13 protein-coding genes are annotated in these 16,044 nt (G+C 32.8%); 2 read left to right on the top strand and 11 right to left on the bottom strand.

Going from position 1 to position 16,044, the window contains the following annotated elements; all coding sequences use genetic code 11:
• Positions 1 to 56 precede the first annotated feature (56 nt).
• The 11 genes from WHD07_RS11790 to WHD07_RS11740 form a co-directional block, all read right to left on the bottom strand.
• The gene (locus WHD07_RS11790) at positions 57 to 1,493 is read right to left on the bottom strand and encodes a sulfatase family protein (RefSeq protein ID WP_343328550.1); all 1,437 of its coding nucleotides are present in this window, start codon (positions 1,491 to 1,493) and stop codon (positions 57 to 59) included.
• Between the two features lie 58 nt (positions 1,494 to 1,551).
• On the bottom strand, positions 1,552 to 1,908 hold the full coding sequence (locus WHD07_RS11785; protein ID WP_343328549.1) for a hypothetical protein: 357 nt from the start codon (positions 1,906 to 1,908) through the stop codon (positions 1,552 to 1,554).
• Between the two features lie 160 nt (positions 1,909 to 2,068).
• On the bottom strand, positions 2,069 to 3,652 hold the full coding sequence (locus WHD07_RS11780; RefSeq protein WP_343328548.1) for a sulfatase: 1,584 nt from the start codon (positions 3,650 to 3,652) through the stop codon (positions 2,069 to 2,071).
• 67 nt (positions 3,653 to 3,719) lie between these two features.
• Positions 3,720 to 5,285 (bottom strand): alpha-L-fucosidase, encoded by a 1,566-nt coding sequence (locus WHD07_RS11775; protein WP_343328547.1) that lies wholly within the window; start codon positions 5,283 to 5,285, stop codon positions 3,720 to 3,722.
• Between the two features lie 5 nt (positions 5,286 to 5,290).
• Positions 5,291 to 5,734 carry a MaoC family dehydratase gene (locus WHD07_RS11770; protein WP_343328546.1) on the bottom strand — a complete coding sequence of 148 codons (444 nt, stop codon included), beginning with the start codon at positions 5,732 to 5,734 and terminating at the stop codon, positions 5,291 to 5,293.
• An 11-nt stretch (positions 5,735 to 5,745) separates the two neighbouring features.
• Positions 5,746 to 6,816 carry a Gfo/Idh/MocA family oxidoreductase gene (locus tag WHD07_RS11765; RefSeq protein ID WP_343328545.1) on the bottom strand — a complete coding sequence of 357 codons (1,071 nt, stop codon included), beginning with the start codon at positions 6,814 to 6,816 and terminating at the stop codon, positions 5,746 to 5,748.
• Between the two features lie 2 nt (positions 6,817 to 6,818).
• Positions 6,819 to 8,054 (bottom strand): sugar ABC transporter substrate-binding protein, encoded by a 1,236-nt coding sequence (locus WHD07_RS11760; RefSeq protein WP_343328544.1) that lies wholly within the window; start codon positions 8,052 to 8,054, stop codon positions 6,819 to 6,821.
• 1 nt (position 8,055) lies between these two features.
• Positions 8,056 to 9,201, bottom strand: a complete 1,146-nt coding sequence (locus WHD07_RS11755; RefSeq protein ID WP_343328543.1) for a CaiB/BaiF CoA-transferase family protein — start codon at positions 9,199 to 9,201, stop codon at positions 8,056 to 8,058.
• Between the two features lie 18 nt (positions 9,202 to 9,219).
• Positions 9,220 to 10,362, bottom strand: a complete 1,143-nt coding sequence (locus tag WHD07_RS11750) for a CoA transferase (RefSeq protein ID WP_343328542.1) — start codon at positions 10,360 to 10,362, stop codon at positions 9,220 to 9,222.
• Positions 10,363 to 10,367: 5 nt separating this feature from the next.
• Entirely contained in the window at positions 10,368 to 11,522 is a 1,155-nt protein-coding gene (locus tag WHD07_RS11745) for an ABC transporter substrate-binding protein (RefSeq protein WP_343328541.1), read from the bottom strand.
• A 34-nt stretch (positions 11,523 to 11,556) separates the two neighbouring features.
• Positions 11,557 to 12,627, bottom strand: coding sequence for an L-rhamnose/proton symporter RhaT (locus tag WHD07_RS11740; RefSeq protein ID WP_343328540.1), 1,071 nt, complete (start codon positions 12,625 to 12,627; stop codon positions 11,557 to 11,559).
• Between the two features lie 112 nt (positions 12,628 to 12,739).
• On the opposite strand from WHD07_RS11740, the gene WHD07_RS11735 reads away from it, so the two are divergent.
• Entirely contained in the window at positions 12,740 to 13,504 is a 765-nt protein-coding gene (locus tag WHD07_RS11735) for an IclR family transcriptional regulator (RefSeq protein WP_343328539.1), read from the top strand.
• A 211-nt stretch (positions 13,505 to 13,715) separates the two neighbouring features.
• The gene (locus WHD07_RS11730) at positions 13,716 to 15,875 is read left to right on the top strand and encodes a T9SS type A sorting domain-containing protein (protein ID WP_343328538.1); all 2,160 of its coding nucleotides are present in this window, start codon (positions 13,716 to 13,718) and stop codon (positions 15,873 to 15,875) included.
• Positions 15,876 to 16,044: the final 169 nt, after the last annotated feature.

The following is a 16,044-nucleotide window of genomic DNA, read 5'->3' as shown; positions in this document are numbered from 1 at the left end:
GTTGCTTTTATATATTTAATCTAAAATAGATTTTAATGCATTATTTATTGTGGTATTTAATTTTTACGGTTTTCTCCTGCACTTGTTTTTAAAATTACTCTTTCTCGTTCTTTTCTTGTTTTTAATACATTAGGAATATGTTTGTCAGGCCAAATATTTGTAACATTTATTTTATCCCATTGCTCATATTCAGCTTGTAACTCTTTTACTTTCTGAGGGAATATCTCTCTTAAATTATCATGTTCATAGGGATCTTTTTTTATATTAAACAAAAATAGTTCATTACGTACAAGCTCTTTTATCAACTTATAATCACCTTTTCGAACTGCATAACCTTCTCCATCACTATAGCGCCAGAAAATGGTTTTGTGCAAAACTTCATGAGCCTTTTCCTCTTTTACAAAAGGAAGCAAATTGACACCTTCTAATAACTTTTGTTTTTTACTAGTTATATTGGCGGCTTTTAGAATGGTTGGAAAAATATCATAACCAACTATAGGTTCATTATACTGAATACCTCCTTTAAAACCTGCAGGCCATGACATTAAAAACGGAACTCTAATACCTCCTTCAAATAGCATCCCTTTTTGTCCTCGATAAGGTGCTTGTGACGAGCCCTTTCCGTGTCCTCCATTATCACTGTAAAAGAAAATCAATGTATTTTCATACTCACCAGTTTGTTTTAGTTTTTCAATTACTTTTCCAATACCCACATCCATCCCCGCAACCATTGCTCCATAAGCAGCTCTATCTCCTTGCTCAATATGATCTGTTAGCTTAAGGTATTCTGTTGTAGCTTGAATAGGTGCATGAGGTGCGTTATAAGCAAGATACATAAAAAATGGATTGTCTGATTTGCTGTATCCATCTATATACTCTACTGCTGCTTTTGTAAAATCATCTGTTAGATAGCTCAAGTTTTCTAGAGGTTCTGGTTTTCCATTACGCATAATTTGGTACCAGTCTACAACATTTTTATTCCATGATTTATCCATCAATTTACCCCAATAATTTCTAGATCCACCCGCAAAACCAAACCAATCATCAAACCCTCTATTGTTTGGCCAAAACGCTGAGGTATTACCCAAATGCCATTTACCTATAGCACAGGTTCTATATCCATTTTCTTTTAAAACTTCTGAAATTAGCGTTTCACTTAACGGAAGTCCTGCTTCAGGGCCATCAAAATCAGAACCTATATTGTTCTCGCAACCAAATCGTTGCTGAGATCTTCCTGCCAAAAGACCTGCACGACTAGGTCCACAATAAGGATGAGTAGCGTATCCTGCAGTAAAAATTACTCCATTTTTTGCCAGAGCATCTAGCTGTGGTGTAGGAATATCGGTAGCGCCGTTAAAACCAACGTCTCCCCATCCCAAATCATCAGCTAGAATAATAATTACATTAGGTTTTTTGTTTTTTTTTGATTGCGAAATAACGTTAAAGCTCTGTAATGCTACTAAAATTAATAAGATTAAGGTTTTATTTTTCATCTTTAGTTTATTTTTTCATGTATTTTTATTAAAAATACATCATTTAAACAATTATAATCTAATTTACTTTTGGAATAATTTCTACAGGAATATTTAGTTTTTTATCATCAGAGCCACCTGCAAAATCACTAATATTATAACTATTAGATTTAGACCAATCACACTCTACACAACCATCTCCTAGAACAATATTGCCTAGTTTATTTCGAAACCAATCTGCTAATTTTATATATTTGGCATCATCGGCTACATTCAATTTTTCATCAGGTTCGTTACGCAAATCATATAAAACCATATTCGCTTTAGGACGATCACACGTCAAAGCCCAAGTAACATTATCATTTAAAAAAGGGGCTTGTGAGTCATCCCATTTATCTCTAGAACGCATTGAAAAAGCAAAATTATCCGAATGCATATATGCCCGTTGACCACAGACCACAGTTAATTCTCCGATAGCATAGTCTCTTTTTTTTGCTTTCTATGCATTCACTTGTGTAAAATTTCCTAAAAGTAATATTATTATAGCCACAAAAAAATGATTTTTAATTCCCTTTTTCATTCTCTTCTAAATTAAATCAATCGTTCCAATGTTTGTCAATCACTTTTTGAATTTCAGGATAATTTTTATCCGTTTCATTTAATTCTTCTCGTTGCTTCAAAATTTCTACTTTTAAAGAATCAATAATTGGTTTGTATTTTAAATCATTGTAACGATTATGAAGCTCTTCTGGGTCATTTTTTAAATCATAAAACTCCCATGCTACAGGTGTATTCCACCCAATACTTTTCATTTCTTTTACCCAGTAAAACTTATCCCAGTCTGACTCTGGAAGATAATGTTTTGAATAGAAAAATATCAATTTGTATTGTTTAGTTCGTACACCAAAATGTGCCGGAACCCAATGATGAATATTATGCATCCAATAGCGGTAATAAGTTGCTTTACGCCAGTTTTTTTCTTCTTTACCTTGTAAAGTATTAATAAAACTCATTCCCTGCATATAGCTTGGTTTTTTACCTTTAGCCAATTCAATCATAGTAGGTGCAAAATCGGTATTATTTATTAATAAATCCGTTTTAGAACCTGCTTTTATCATTTTAGGATAATGCACAATAAAAGGCATATGCATAGATTCTTCATACATCCATCGTTTGTCAATCATGTCATGCTCTCCTAACATCATACCTTGATCTGCTGTATAAATAATAATAGTATTATCCCAAAGTCCTTCTTTTTTTAAGTAATCAAAAAGTCGTCCTAGATTATCATCTACCCCTTTTACACAACGTAAATATCTTTTTAGGTACTCTTGGTATGCTAGATGTGTTGCAACTTGTCCTGAAACAGTGTCTTTCAAAATCATATTAACATAATTACGTTTTAAATGTTTTTCAGACACAGAGGAACCAACCAATTCTCTCATTTTCCCATTTCTCCCCATTGTCGCTTCAGAACCAAAGTTTGGTTGAAAATACAAACTAGCAGGTTCTGGAATTTCTACATCTGCCAAATAATCTTTATATCGGGGCGCAAACTCAAACATATCATGCGGAGCTTTGTAATGATGCATAATAAAAAATGGTTTCGATTTATCTCTCTGCTTTAGGTAATCTATAGTTAGATCTGTAATCACATCCGAAGAGTGCCCAATAGTTTTTACTTTATTTTTAGGCCAAACACCTTTTCCTTTCTCTAAAAATTGAGGATTAAAATATTTTCCCTGGCCATCTAACACCTTATAAAAATCAAAAGATGAAGGTTCATTTTTAAGATGCCATTTCCCTATCATTGCGGTAGTGTATCCTAACTTTTTCATCTCCATAGGAAGGTATTCTTTTGCGGTATCAATTTTTCCATCCAGATCTAACACACCATTAGTTTGTGAATATTGACCTGTTAAAACGCAAGCCCTACTTGGTGTACATATTGAATTGGATACAAAAGCATTCTTAAATAACATTCCATCATTTGCAAAAGCATCAATATTAGGTGTTGGATTTAATTTGGCTAATCTACTCCCGTAAACACCAATGGCTTGTGAAGCATGATCATCTGCCATGATGTAAATAATATTCGGCTTGCTTTTTAATGACTGACCGATGGCCAATTGACCTAATAAAACCAATAATATGGTAATCTTATTATTTAAATTTTTCATTCCATGAATCTGTTTTTGTAAAAAAAACACTTCTAACGACTAGAGAAAGAAGTGCTTTTTTTAAGCTTTATTTTTTAGGTGTAATTTTAAAAGCAAAAGCATAATCCCCTACTTTTTCTTTTGGTAACTGAATATGCAATCCATCATTCTTAATCGAATATTTCATCATTTTTTTATTAGCCAAAAATTCTATAGATTCAATTCCTTTAGTCAAATAAGAACCTCCTTTTTTTAGTGAATGAATTACTAATTCATTTGTTGAAGGCCAATCTAAAACAGTGGCATAAATAATATCTCCTTTGGTAGTAAAACGAATGTCTTTAGCAGTATTATCTCCGTTTTTGTCTTCACTCAAATGACCTTCTTTCACTTCAAAATCTCCTTCTCCATAAATATCAAAAGTTCGAGTTCCATAAATAGATTCTCCATTAGTTTTTAACCATTCTCCCATTTGCAACAAACGTTCTTTAACTGGTTCAGGAATTTCACCATTTGCTTTAGGTGTAATATTTAATAATACTGCTCCATTTTTACTCACCACATCAACTAAAAAATCAATCAAACGATTGGTTGTTTTATAGTTAGGATCACTAATATCACACCAAGCTTTCCAATCTATAGAATCGTCTGTCAACCACGGAAAAGGTTGTTTCTCTTTCATTCTAGATCGCTCTAGATCCAGCACTGCTGTACCTTTAGCAAAATCATAAAATTTATAAGTTGAAACTACTTCTTGATTGTTTTTCTCTGCATGGTTGTAATAATATTCTAAGAATTCTTTACGATAATCTTCACCAATAACATCCATTTTATTATCAAACCAAACCAAATCTGGATTATATTTAGTTACAATTTCTTTCAAACGATCTAACCATTCTTTATTAAATTGCTCTCCTGCCAAAGGATAAAATCGCTTGGAATTGGCATCCATTTCTTTTGGGCTTTTTGGGTATTGAAAATCGCCTTTATTTACTTTAGGACCATACAAACCTGCGTATTTGGGATTAGATGCATCTGTTGTTTTATCCCAAGTTGGGTACCAAGCATATAACCACTGACGGTGAAAAGTAGCAATAAATTTCATATCTCTTTTACGAATTTCTTTTGCTAGTTCTCCCATAATATCACGTTTAGGTCCCATGTCTTTAACATCCCAAGTTGTCAAATCACTATCCCACATAGCAAAACCATCTGCATGCTCAGATACGGGGCCTGCAAATTTTGCTCCCGATTTTTCAAATAAATCTGCCCATTCTACAGGATCAAATTTCTCTGCTGTAAACATCGGAATAAAATCTTTATATCCAAATTTATCTACAGAGCCATAAGTTTTGGTATGATGCTCATAGAATTCACTAGCTTTTCCATTTTTTGCTTCAGGATTGTCTTTGTTTACATACATCCAATGTGAATACCACTCATTTTTATAAGCAGGAATAGAATACGGTCCCCAATGACAATAGATTCCGAATTTTGCATCCAAAAACCATTCTGGTGTTTGGTGTTGTTTTAAAGACTCCCAATCGGCTTTGTACTCAATTTTATTTTCTGTTACTCTTTGCTTTATTTCTTTTTGTTGGGTATTGCAAGACACTAAAGCTAAACTTACTAATCCTATAATGGTGCTTTTCATCTATTTTATATTTTATATTTTGCTAACAAAATATGGTCACAAACCAATACTAATTCTTCACGTTGATTAAAAATTTCAACATGCTCTGTAACATGACCTAATCCTGGTTTATTCGATTCTTTTTTTTCATTAATGGTAACTACTACTCGAATAGTATCTCCAATATACACAGGTTTTACAAAGCGTAAACGGTCGTATCCTTTTGAAAATGCTTCTGGGTTTATTTCTGTTGCAGTCATTCCAATACCTACAGCAAAAGTTAAAGTTCCATGAGCAATACGTTGTTTAAATGGTTGTGTTTTGCACCATTCCGCATCCATATGATGTGGAAAATAATCACCTGTATGTCCTGCGTGTACTACAAAATCTGTTTCTGTAATGGTACGTCCTAAAGTTTCTCTTTTACTACCCAATTGATAGTCTTCGTAAAATCGTGATACTATATACATGTTATAACTATTTAAATATTATAATTAGGGACAATTCCCCCTTTGTCATTAGATTCATAAGCTGCCTCAACAATTGCCATAGAATGTGCCACGTCTTCAACACTAGTAGGCAGTTCTTTAGTAGTACCTTCAATATAACGCATCAACGATGCCATGGTTCCTACAAAAGCATCTGGAAACCAAGACCCTTCCAAATCAACCTCAATCCATTTTGGCTCTTCTCCTTCTTTTAGAATACAATATTGAAACAAATCTGGTTTTCCGTTTGGGTAATCTAATAATAATCCTATTCTTGCTTTAATTGCCCCTTTTGTTCCTTCCCATTTTACAAAACTTTCCTGATTTTTTTCTCCAAAATTATGATCATGATTGGTATTGATGATAGCACGCATTTCATCACTATAGTCCATAATAGTTGTAGTACGTGTAGACGACATTGGTTTCCCAGGGTTTCGTAGCGTTTTGGAATATACTTTCTTTGGGTTTCCTAAAAACGAGTGAATCAAATCAATGTAATGAATACTATGTTGCTGTATTTCTAACCGAGGATGATTTACCACATTTGGAAAATATTCCCAAGGTGTATATATGGTTAAACGAACTTCAAAATCGTACAATTCACCTATTAAACCTTGTTCTATTAAATATTTTGCAGCCATTACATATGGTGCATATCTCATTTGACAATTAATAGCTGCTTTTAATTTTTTTCTTCTACAAACCTCTAAAATTTCCAATGTTTGCTCGTAATTATCTCCCATTGGTTTTTGAATTAATACCGCTGCTTCATCTGGCAATAATTCTAATGTTTCTACAAATTGATTTGGCATTAAAGTCAAATCAAAAACTGCATTTTCAGGTGCTGCTTCAACCATTTTTTCAACAGTATCATATACACTTGGGATATTAAATTCTGATGCTAAATCTATAGCACGTTGCTTTGTTCTGTTTACAATTCCTTCAACAACAAAACCTGCATTCTTATAAGCTGGTAAATGTGCATCACGAACGATTCCTCCTGCTCCAATAATATAAATCGGATGTTTTTCTTTTGGTAATTTTGGTTTATAACTAATTTCCATATTTAATTATTTTCTATTTTATCGATTTGATTTTGAGCCAAATCTAAAATTGTTTTAATATTTTTTGATGAATTTATCACCTCCAAAACCACTTGATCTATCACATCTGCAATTACAGACCAATTGCTTTTTCTAGGTAAAGAGCGGGTATTTTTATGTAATTCTTCTAATTTATAATAATAAGGTACAATCTCGTTTACCTCAGTATCGTTCCAAGTAGATTTTCGACAACCAATTGCCCCTTCTAGGGTTAATAGTTTATCGTTTTTAGCATTTACTGCAAATTTGATAAACTCATATGCCAGTTCCTTATTTTTACTACCATTTCCAATTACATACATCCAGTAAGCATTTAAAGAAAGTTCTTTTCCGTTTAAACCTGCAGGTACATTAGTTACATCAACTTTTCCTTTTACTTTTGAAGTTTCCATCACTTCACACATAGAAGCAAAACCAAACCAATTTACCATCATCGCTAAATTACCGTTGGCAAAAGCCAATCCAGATTTTACAGAATCAAAATCTCGAGAATTTGGATGAATTGCATTGGTATTTTGGAGTGCTTTTCGGTAAAAATCCATCCCTTCAACCGCTATTTCAGAGTTTAATTTTATTTTTTTGTTTTCATCAAACAAATCACCACCTCGTGTCCATAATTGTAAACAAAAATCAAAAACGGTATTATGTCCATCAGGAAATGCAGCAAAAGTAGTTCCGTATAAATTTTGCTCTGGTCTGTTAAAAAATTCAGCAACTTCTATTAAGGCATCCCATGTTTTTGGTATTTCTAAAGGTTTACCATAATCTCTATAAAAAGCAATACCTTCTTCAACAGATTCAAATAAATCTTTTCTATAAATTAAACATTCTGGTCCATCATGAAAAGGCAATCCAATAGTTTTACCTTCAAATTCTTGTTTATAAAGCAAAGATCTTGACCAACCATTTGGAAAATCTTCTGGTGGATTATTCTTAATAAAACCTGTTAAATCTACTACAGAATTTGAGGTATAAGCCTCTGTAATCCAATCGGTATTAATTAAAGAAACATCCCAAGTTCCATCGGATAACCCCTTATTTTTTAATATTGTATCGTATAACGGATGTAAATCAAAAGGAACCGCTTCTAACTCTAAGTTACATCCCGTTTTTTCACAAAAGGATTTCCAAATTTTAGCTAGAGCTGATTCAAAAGCATCAAATTTTCGTACCGCTATTCTAAATTTTGTCTGTTCCATTTTATTCTTCTATTAGTTCTTTTATAATTGCAGTAGTATGCTCCCCTAGAGCAGGAGAACCGAGTGTTGATGTTAAATGTACTCCATCAATTTTAATAGGGCAACGTGTAGTTTCATACTCAAAACCATCTCCCATTTTCACCTTTTGAATCATATCTAACACTTTAAATCCATCGTGCTCAAACAATTCATCCCAATCCATTACTTTTGCACACCAAATGTCTGCTGGTTCTAAAATTGACAACCATTTTTCTACTGTATCTGTAGCTAAATGATTGGCCAATATTTGTTTAATTTCATCTCGTTTTGTAAACCAACTTTCTCTTTCTGTATAATTTAATAGGTCTTTACAACTTAATAATTCACCTAAAAAAGGAATTGCTCCCATAGCCAATGCCAAATAACCATTTGTTGTTTTATAAACACCGTATGGCGCCCCCAAATATGCGTGTGCACTGTTACTTGCCGGACGAATGGTTGGAGCTCCTCCATCATGATAAAAAGTGGTAATAGACTCAAATTGAAAATCCATAATTGATTCCATCATACTAATAGAAACCTTTGAACCCAATCCTGTTTTAGATCTTTTTAACAATGCTGCTAAAATACCTTGAACCAAATGGCCTCCTGATAAAATATCAACAATTGCCAATCCAACAGGTACCGGACCATCACTTACTTTACCATTAATCCAAGTTAATCCAGATAGAGATTGTACTAATAAATCTTGCCCTGGTTTTGCTTTCCAAGGACCTTCTGAACCATACCCAGAAATATCACCATAAACAATTGATGGATTAATTTTTTTAATAGTCTCATAATCAAAACCTAAACGCTCAATAACTCCTGGTCTAAAATTGTGAACTACTACATCTGCTTTTTCAATTAATTTTAAAACGCGTACTTTATCTATAGTGTCTTTTAAATCTGCTTGAAAACTTTCTTTATTTCTATTAATAGCTCTAAACACCGAAGATTCTCCGTTTAAAATTACATTTGAAACATATAATTGACGGCAAATATCACCAGTTTCTGGTCGCTCTACTTTTATAACTCTAGCACCTAAATCTGCCAAACGTAATGTTGCAGAAGGCGCTGATAAAAACTGACTTAAATCTATAATTAATATATCTTTTAATGGTTTCATCTTTAAAATTATTTTGACTTATAGATTAAATTCCTTTATAATATCCTCGGTATGTTGCCCTACTCTTGGAGCTGGTTTTGAAGCATATAATCGCTCATCATTTATACGAATTGGGCAACGTAATGTATGAACCTCCTCTCCAGAAAGTAACTGCAGTTTTTGATCCATTCCTAACACTTTATAACCTTCATGACTTAATAAATCTTTATAGTTAAAAACATCAGAACACCAAATTCCTGCTGGTTCTAAAATATTCAACCAATCCTGCGTGTTTTTATTGATGAGATATCCTCTTAAAATATCCATGATTTCGTCACGTTTTGTAAACCAAGAATTTGACTCTTTATAAACTAGTAACGCATTACATTCTAAAACTTCAGCGAGTTTAATTAAAGACCCCATTGCTAAAGACAAATAACCATTTTTAGTTTTATATACCCCATAAGGAGCACTTAAATAAGGGTTTGCAGATCCTTCTTTGGCTCTTTTAGGTTTTTGATTTCCATCATTCAAATATGTTGTAATTAATTCAAACTGAAAATCTAAAGTAGATTCTAATAAACTTACCTCAATCCAAGCACCTTTATTTGTTTTTTCACGACGTAGTAAACCCGCTAAAATTCCTTGTGCCAAATGTGTACCTGTAATAATATCTGAAACTGCTGCACCAACTGGCACAGGATCATCATTTAAATTACCTGTTAAATTAGCAAATCCAGACATAGATTGCACTAACAAATCTTGTCCTGGTTTTGCAACCCAAGCTCCTGTTGTACCATAACCAGTAACTGAGCCATAAATAATTTTTGAATTTATTTCTTTAACCTTATCATAGTCTAACCCTATTTTTTCCATTACTCCCGGTCTAAAATTATGCGTCATCACATCAGCCTGCGCAATTAATTTTTTAACTCGTTCTAAGTCTTCAGGGTTTTTTAAATCTGCTGCATATGAATCTTTATTTCTGTTTGCTGTATGAAAAACCAAACTACTTCCATCTAAAAATAAGTTCTTCAATGCTATTTGACGACCTGCTTCTCCTCGAATCGGACGTTCTATTTTTATAACACGTGCACCTAAATCTGCCATTTTAAGTCCTGCTGAAGGACCTGCCATAAACTGTGCAAATTCTAATACCGTAATTCCTTCTAATGGTTTCATTTTATCTAGATATCAAGTGATTTAATATACAATTCATTTAATTCTTTTAGCAATGCTTTTTCACAACCACCATTCATTAAATAATTTCTGATAGGTGCACCTGCTCTATCTTGAAAATACATATGACCATTGTAACGAGGACGTAAAAACGCACGTTCTAAACTTGGTAACGTATTCTTAAAGTAATTTACAGTTAAGCTATTGGTGTATTCATCTGTCCAAGCTTTTTTGTGCCCCGGTTGTCCACCTCCATCAAAAAAAAGTGTTTTCTGGATAGCTTCAGACCCCACATATTCAACATATTTCATAATCGCTTCTAATTCAGTAGATTTTGCAGAAACAGCCAAACCTGTACCACCTAAAGTAGAAATTGCTTTTCCTGTTCCGTTAATATCTACCATGTCATGAAAATGCAATAGTTTACGAGCATAACCAACTTTACTGTAATTAGAATAGCCATAAGCCCAAGGGCAATACACATATTTATCGGTTAAAGTCATGGCTTCATATATCTTAATTGGATTCCAATCAAAAATTTGAGGATCCATTTCAACAGCTAAAGCACGCAACATTTTTAAAGCTTCAATACCTATCTTTTCACTTACAACATGTTCTTTTGAAGAACAAACATTCTCTCCTAAATTACAACACATCATATAAAAATTCATCAAGGTATCTTGAGGAATCCCTGGCATAATTACCAATCCTTTTTTTGCTAATATTAATAAATCATCATAGGTTTCAGGCAGTTTTAAACCCTTTTCTTGCAACAAATCTGGTCTACTTGATGCTATAGGAGTTGCTGCATCAATAGCTAATGCATATTGATGACCGTTTGAACTATAACTCTCATGCGAACGTCCCACTGAATTTTCAGCTAAATTGGCTAAAAATGCTTTTGGTAAGTATTCATCTAAAGGTAAAATAACATTTGTTTTTCCTGCAAAACCAGCCCAAGGATGATCAATTACCAATAAATCATAACGTTCTGCCAACTTATCAATAGGTTCATCTGCAAATGCCTGTAATGATCGTTTTTCCCAAGTAATTTCTACCCCTGGATTTAATTCTGAAAATCGCTGTGCCGTAGCAACCATCGATGTAAAACCTCTACTATGATTCCAGGTGATTCCTTTTAATTGAATTATTTTTGTACTCATTTTAAAATGTATTGTATTTTCTTTAACTTTTTTTTTAATGTACTAATTCAGTTTCCGACCCCAACATACTTCCGTAGGTCATTACCACAAACGAAATAATTAATATTACCAAGGCAACTAACAGCGTGCTATAAGTTCTTTTTGAAACCTGCACCCACTCTTTCATAACTAATCCAACGATATAACTAAAGAAAATTAGCATTGACATATGAATTACCCAACTTGCAAATTTGAAAGCCCCCATTTGCACATGCCCAATTCCGTAGAAAAAAAACTGTCCATACCAAAGTGCTCCACTTAGAATAGACATTCCAAAATTTAATATGAAATTTTTACGACCGATGCTTTTTACATCTATCAATTCTTTTAGTGTTCCTTTTTTTAACCCAGAGATTGAAAACCATATAAAATTAGTAATAAACGCCCCCCCTGTTGACAAAATTAAATTGGCATTTCCTTCAAAATTACCCGCACCATATTTTGCTGCAATTTCTGCCACTGGAGCACCAACTTCTAATGAAATTCCAAATACAGCTGATAATATACCGGCTACAATAGTAAGTGTGAGCCCTTTTTTCATATTAAAAGTCAAAGGTTCTCCTCCATCTGCACTCATTAACTTTAAATCTTTCTCTTTTCTATACCCTGCAACACCACAAACAATAATACCAATCAAAGCCAAAAACATCCCTAAAAAAATAACACCTCCTCCCGGACCATTAAATTTTTGCATAAATGTTCCGTGCATTAACAATGGCACAATTGTTCCTAAAATTGCCGAAATTCCAATAGAAATAGTGTAAGTTAATGAATAACCAATATGCTTAATTGCAAAACCAAAACACATTCCTCCAAAACCATAAATAGCGCCTAGTAAAGTAGCATTTATCAACACCTCAAAAGAAGCGTCACTAAATACACTCATTAAATTTGGAACGGTTAAAAAACCTATTAAAAAAGGAAAAATAAACCAAGCAAAAGAGGCTTGCACAAGCCAATAAGAATCCCAAGACCATTTTTTAACTTTTTGATAAGGAACATAACAAGTAGAAGCAGAAATGCCTCCAACTGCATGAATTAAGGTACCTAATAATGGATTTGCCATTTTTTTAATGTATTTTATTAATTAATTTATTTCATATACAAATTTAGATTTTATATATGAATTAACCAAAAATAAAAATAGATTTGTTAAATTTGTATTTTAAAAACAACAAATGGCCGATTTAACACCAACTAAATACAATGCACCAGCGCTAGACAAAGGCTTAGATATTCTAGAATACTTATCGGCAGAAGGAATCCCTTTAACACAGGCTGAAATTGCTCTTGGTATCCAAAAAACACCAAGTGAAATATACCGAATGCTGGTTTGTTTAGAAGAAAGAGGCTATGTAATTAGGGGGTCTAATGCTGGAAAATATCGCTTATCATTAAAGATGTATAGTCTTTCTCACAGGCATACACCTTTTGATGAGTTAAAAAGGGTAGCACATTACCCAATGCAATCTTTATCTGAAATTACAAGACAATCTTGTCATTTAAGTATTATGAACAATGATCAATTACTAATTATTTCTCAAAAAAGGAGCCCAAATGCCGTTTCTCTTTCTATAGAAGAAGGTACACATTTTCCATTATCGATGACAACTTCAGGAAGAGTATTGCTATCTATGTTTTCTGAAGATCTGAGAAAAGAAATATTATCAAGAGATGTACATTATAAAAAATGGAGCAAACAAGAAAAACAAGACTTTCTACAAACTATAGAACAAGTAAAAACGGATGGTTATCGTCATTCAAATAGTAAACTTACTAGTGGAATTACAGATTTAGCCATTCCAATTGGCTTGGATAATTCTGATTTAAGAGCAGTTTTGGCTGTTTCTGTATTTACTTCTAGTTTACAGAATGAGCTAAACATAGAGTCTATTTTAAAAGCATTAAAAAACACCCAACAAGAAATAAATAAATTAATTTAAAAGGCATTCTTTAAAAATCAGCGATTAACAAAAGCCACAGATACACATCTTAATCTAATTATAATGTTACTTACTAGAGATATTAAAATTCTATAAAAAAACTTATCTCAGTAATTTTTATAGCACTATTATCCATTTGTTACTGTAAAAAACAGATTAGTCATATTTATAAGAAATCAACTTATCTAAATTTGACTAAAAAACAATTCACATGCTTAAAATTACTCAATTTATATGCCTCACAGCAATTCTTTTATTCACTTCGCTAGTCTCTGCTAAAGATGTCTACGTAGCAACTAATGGAAATGATGTAAATGGAAATGGAACCATAAGTAATCCTTATAAAACTTTTAATAAAGCGGTATCTATAATGTCTGCAGGAGACGTTTGTATTATTAGAGGTGGTGTCTACGAAGAAGAACTTATTATTAACAAAAACGGAACATCTAGTAATTATTTAACCTTTAAAGCTGCCGATGGTGAGGATGTTGAGATTAGAGCTACCAATAAAATAAGTGGTTGGCAAACACATAGCGGAAACATATACAAAGCAACCGTTAACATGTCTATAGAAAGTCGTTTTAGAGCCGTATATCACAACAATGAATATATGGATTTAGCTCGATGGCCAAATAATACAGACAACAATCGTTGGACAGTAGATTCGACTCCTGTAACAGGTGGAGATGGATCTTATTTTCTTACAGACGGCATACCTAATATAGATTGGACAGGTGGTTTGGTTTATTATTTGGGTGCACATTCTGGTGCTAGTTGGACCCGAACCATAACAAGTAATACTACCACTAGAATTAACCATACAGGTGTTGATATTAACAAATGGCCTTTTACGCCTCATAACCCTACTGTTTGGAGAAATAACCCAAACAATAACAGAGGACAATTATATTTATTTAATAAATTAGAAGCATTAGATTATGCTAATGAATGGTTTTATGACACTACAAGCAACACACTTTATCTTCAAACCGCTGATGGAAATATACCTACTGATGACACTGTTGAATATGCAACTTCTAAATTTGCTGCAGAATTAAAAGGAGATTATATAAAACTTGAAGGCTTAAACTTTTTTGGAGGAAGTGTAAAAATTCACAATAATGCAGACAATAATCAAATGATTAATTGCTCTATAATTCATGGTAGTGAAGGTCATGATTCTCTAACAAATACTTCTGCTCAAGTTGGTGAAGCGGCTCTAGAAGTTCTTGGAGATAACACGGTAATTAAAGGTTGTACTATAAACCATAGTTCTGTAAGTGGAATTGTTGTTTCTGGATGGGCAGCCTCAGATTGTATTATCGAAGGCAATTATATTAGTAATATCGATTATATCGGTATTCATGCCTCACCTATAAGAACGAGTGGTAATAATATGAAAGTGCTTAAAAATACAATTATTAATGCAGGTAGAGATGGTATGTATGTAGCTGGTTCTAATTCTGAAATTGCTTATAATGATGTTTCTGCTTCCCAAAAAATAAATAGTGATTCTGGCGTATTTTATACTGTTGGTAATACTACTTTAAAAAACAATGAAATACATCATAACTGGTTTCATGATGCTACAGCACCAGCTTATTCTCATTCTGTTGGAGATCCTGGTAAAGCTGCAGGAATCTATTTAGATAACAATAGTAAAGGCTACACGGTACATCACAATGTAATTTGGAATGTATCTTGGAGTGCTTACCAAGTAAACTGGAATAATACTGATTTAGATTTTTATCATAACACCATCTGGAATGCAGAACGCGCTATGGATTCTTGGGTAAATGGTTACCATCAAGAAAATAATAAAATCTATAACAATTTTGCAAATACAGGTAATTGGTTTACTCAAACCTCAACAGATTTTGATATAAAAGACAATCTAATAGCAAGTACATCACCTTTTGAGGATGTTAACAATCAAAATTTTATGCCTACTACTAATAGTGCCGTAGTTGATAAAGGTAGAATTATCGCTGGTTTTACAAATCCGTATAAAGGAAACTCTCCAGATATTGGTGCTTATGAATTTGGTGGTACAGCTTGGACTGCTGGTGTAAATGCAATAGAAGACACTGGGAATTCATTAAACACTTCTAAAACTCTTTTATCTAAAATTAAAATGTTTCCAAACCCTGCAAACAAGCATATATCGATTGTTTTACCAACCGATTTAAGCGATAGTAAGCCATTTATTGAAATTTACTCACTTTTAGGACGTGCTATTCATACAACTCCTATTATAAATAACAATAAATCTGTAACGGTACCTATTGATAATTTAGCTTCTGGAACTTACTTTTTAAGGATTTTATCTAATAATGGAGAAACGTATAAATCAACATTTATAAAAAACTAAAGCAGGAGTATTATTAATTTATTTTACACACAAAAAAGACTTCTAACGAAGTCTTTTTTTATGATGAATAAGTAAGGATACATTCAATTGAAACACCCTTAAACACTACCCTATTTTATAAAACACATTAGGTCTATATGAACCTTTCGTTGAAATTGATAGCATCTTA

Source organism: Polaribacter staleyi (assembly GCF_038024045.1).
GTDB lineage: Bacteria > Bacteroidota > Bacteroidia > Flavobacteriales > Flavobacteriaceae > Polaribacter > Polaribacter butkevichii.
This window is presented reverse-complemented; position numbering and strand designations above follow the sequence as displayed.

What these genes read in the sequence shown, in the direction of transcription:
- WHD07_RS11730 (WP_343328538.1), top strand. Translation starts at nt 13,716, where the DNA reads ATGCTTAAAATTACTCAATTTATATGCCTCACAGCAATTCTTTTATTC.
- WHD07_RS11755 (WP_343328543.1), bottom strand. Translation starts at nt 9,201, where the DNA reads ATGAAACCATTAAAAGATATATTAATTATAGATTTAAGTCAGTTTTTA.
- WHD07_RS11775 (WP_343328547.1), bottom strand. Translation starts at nt 5,285, where the DNA reads ATGAAAAGCACCATTATAGGATTAGTAAGTTTAGCTTTAGTGTCTTGC.
- WHD07_RS11735 (WP_343328539.1), top strand. Translation starts at nt 12,740, where the DNA reads ATGGCCGATTTAACACCAACTAAATACAATGCACCAGCGCTAGACAAA.
- WHD07_RS11785 (WP_343328549.1), bottom strand. Translation starts at nt 1,908, where the DNA reads ATGCATTCGGATAATTTTGCTTTTTCAATGCGTTCTAGAGATAAATGG.
- WHD07_RS11780 (WP_343328548.1), bottom strand. Translation starts at nt 3,652, where the DNA reads ATGAAAAATTTAAATAATAAGATTACCATATTATTGGTTTTATTAGGT.
- WHD07_RS11770 (WP_343328546.1), bottom strand. Translation starts at nt 5,734, where the DNA reads ATGTATATAGTATCACGATTTTACGAAGACTATCAATTGGGTAGTAAA.
- WHD07_RS11760 (WP_343328544.1), bottom strand. Translation starts at nt 8,054, where the DNA reads ATGGAACAGACAAAATTTAGAATAGCGGTACGAAAATTTGATGCTTTT.
- WHD07_RS11740 (WP_343328540.1), bottom strand. Translation starts at nt 12,627, where the DNA reads ATGGCAAATCCATTATTAGGTACCTTAATTCATGCAGTTGGAGGCATT.
- WHD07_RS11790 (WP_343328550.1), bottom strand. Translation starts at nt 1,493, where the DNA reads ATGAAAAATAAAACCTTAATCTTATTAATTTTAGTAGCATTACAGAGC.
- WHD07_RS11745 (WP_343328541.1), bottom strand. Translation starts at nt 11,522, where the DNA reads ATGAGTACAAAAATAATTCAATTAAAAGGAATCACCTGGAATCATAGT.
- WHD07_RS11765 (WP_343328545.1), bottom strand. Translation starts at nt 6,816, where the DNA reads ATGGAAATTAGTTATAAACCAAAATTACCAAAAGAAAAACATCCGATT.
- WHD07_RS11750 (WP_343328542.1), bottom strand. Translation starts at nt 10,362, where the DNA reads ATGAAACCATTAGAAGGAATTACGGTATTAGAATTTGCACAGTTTATG.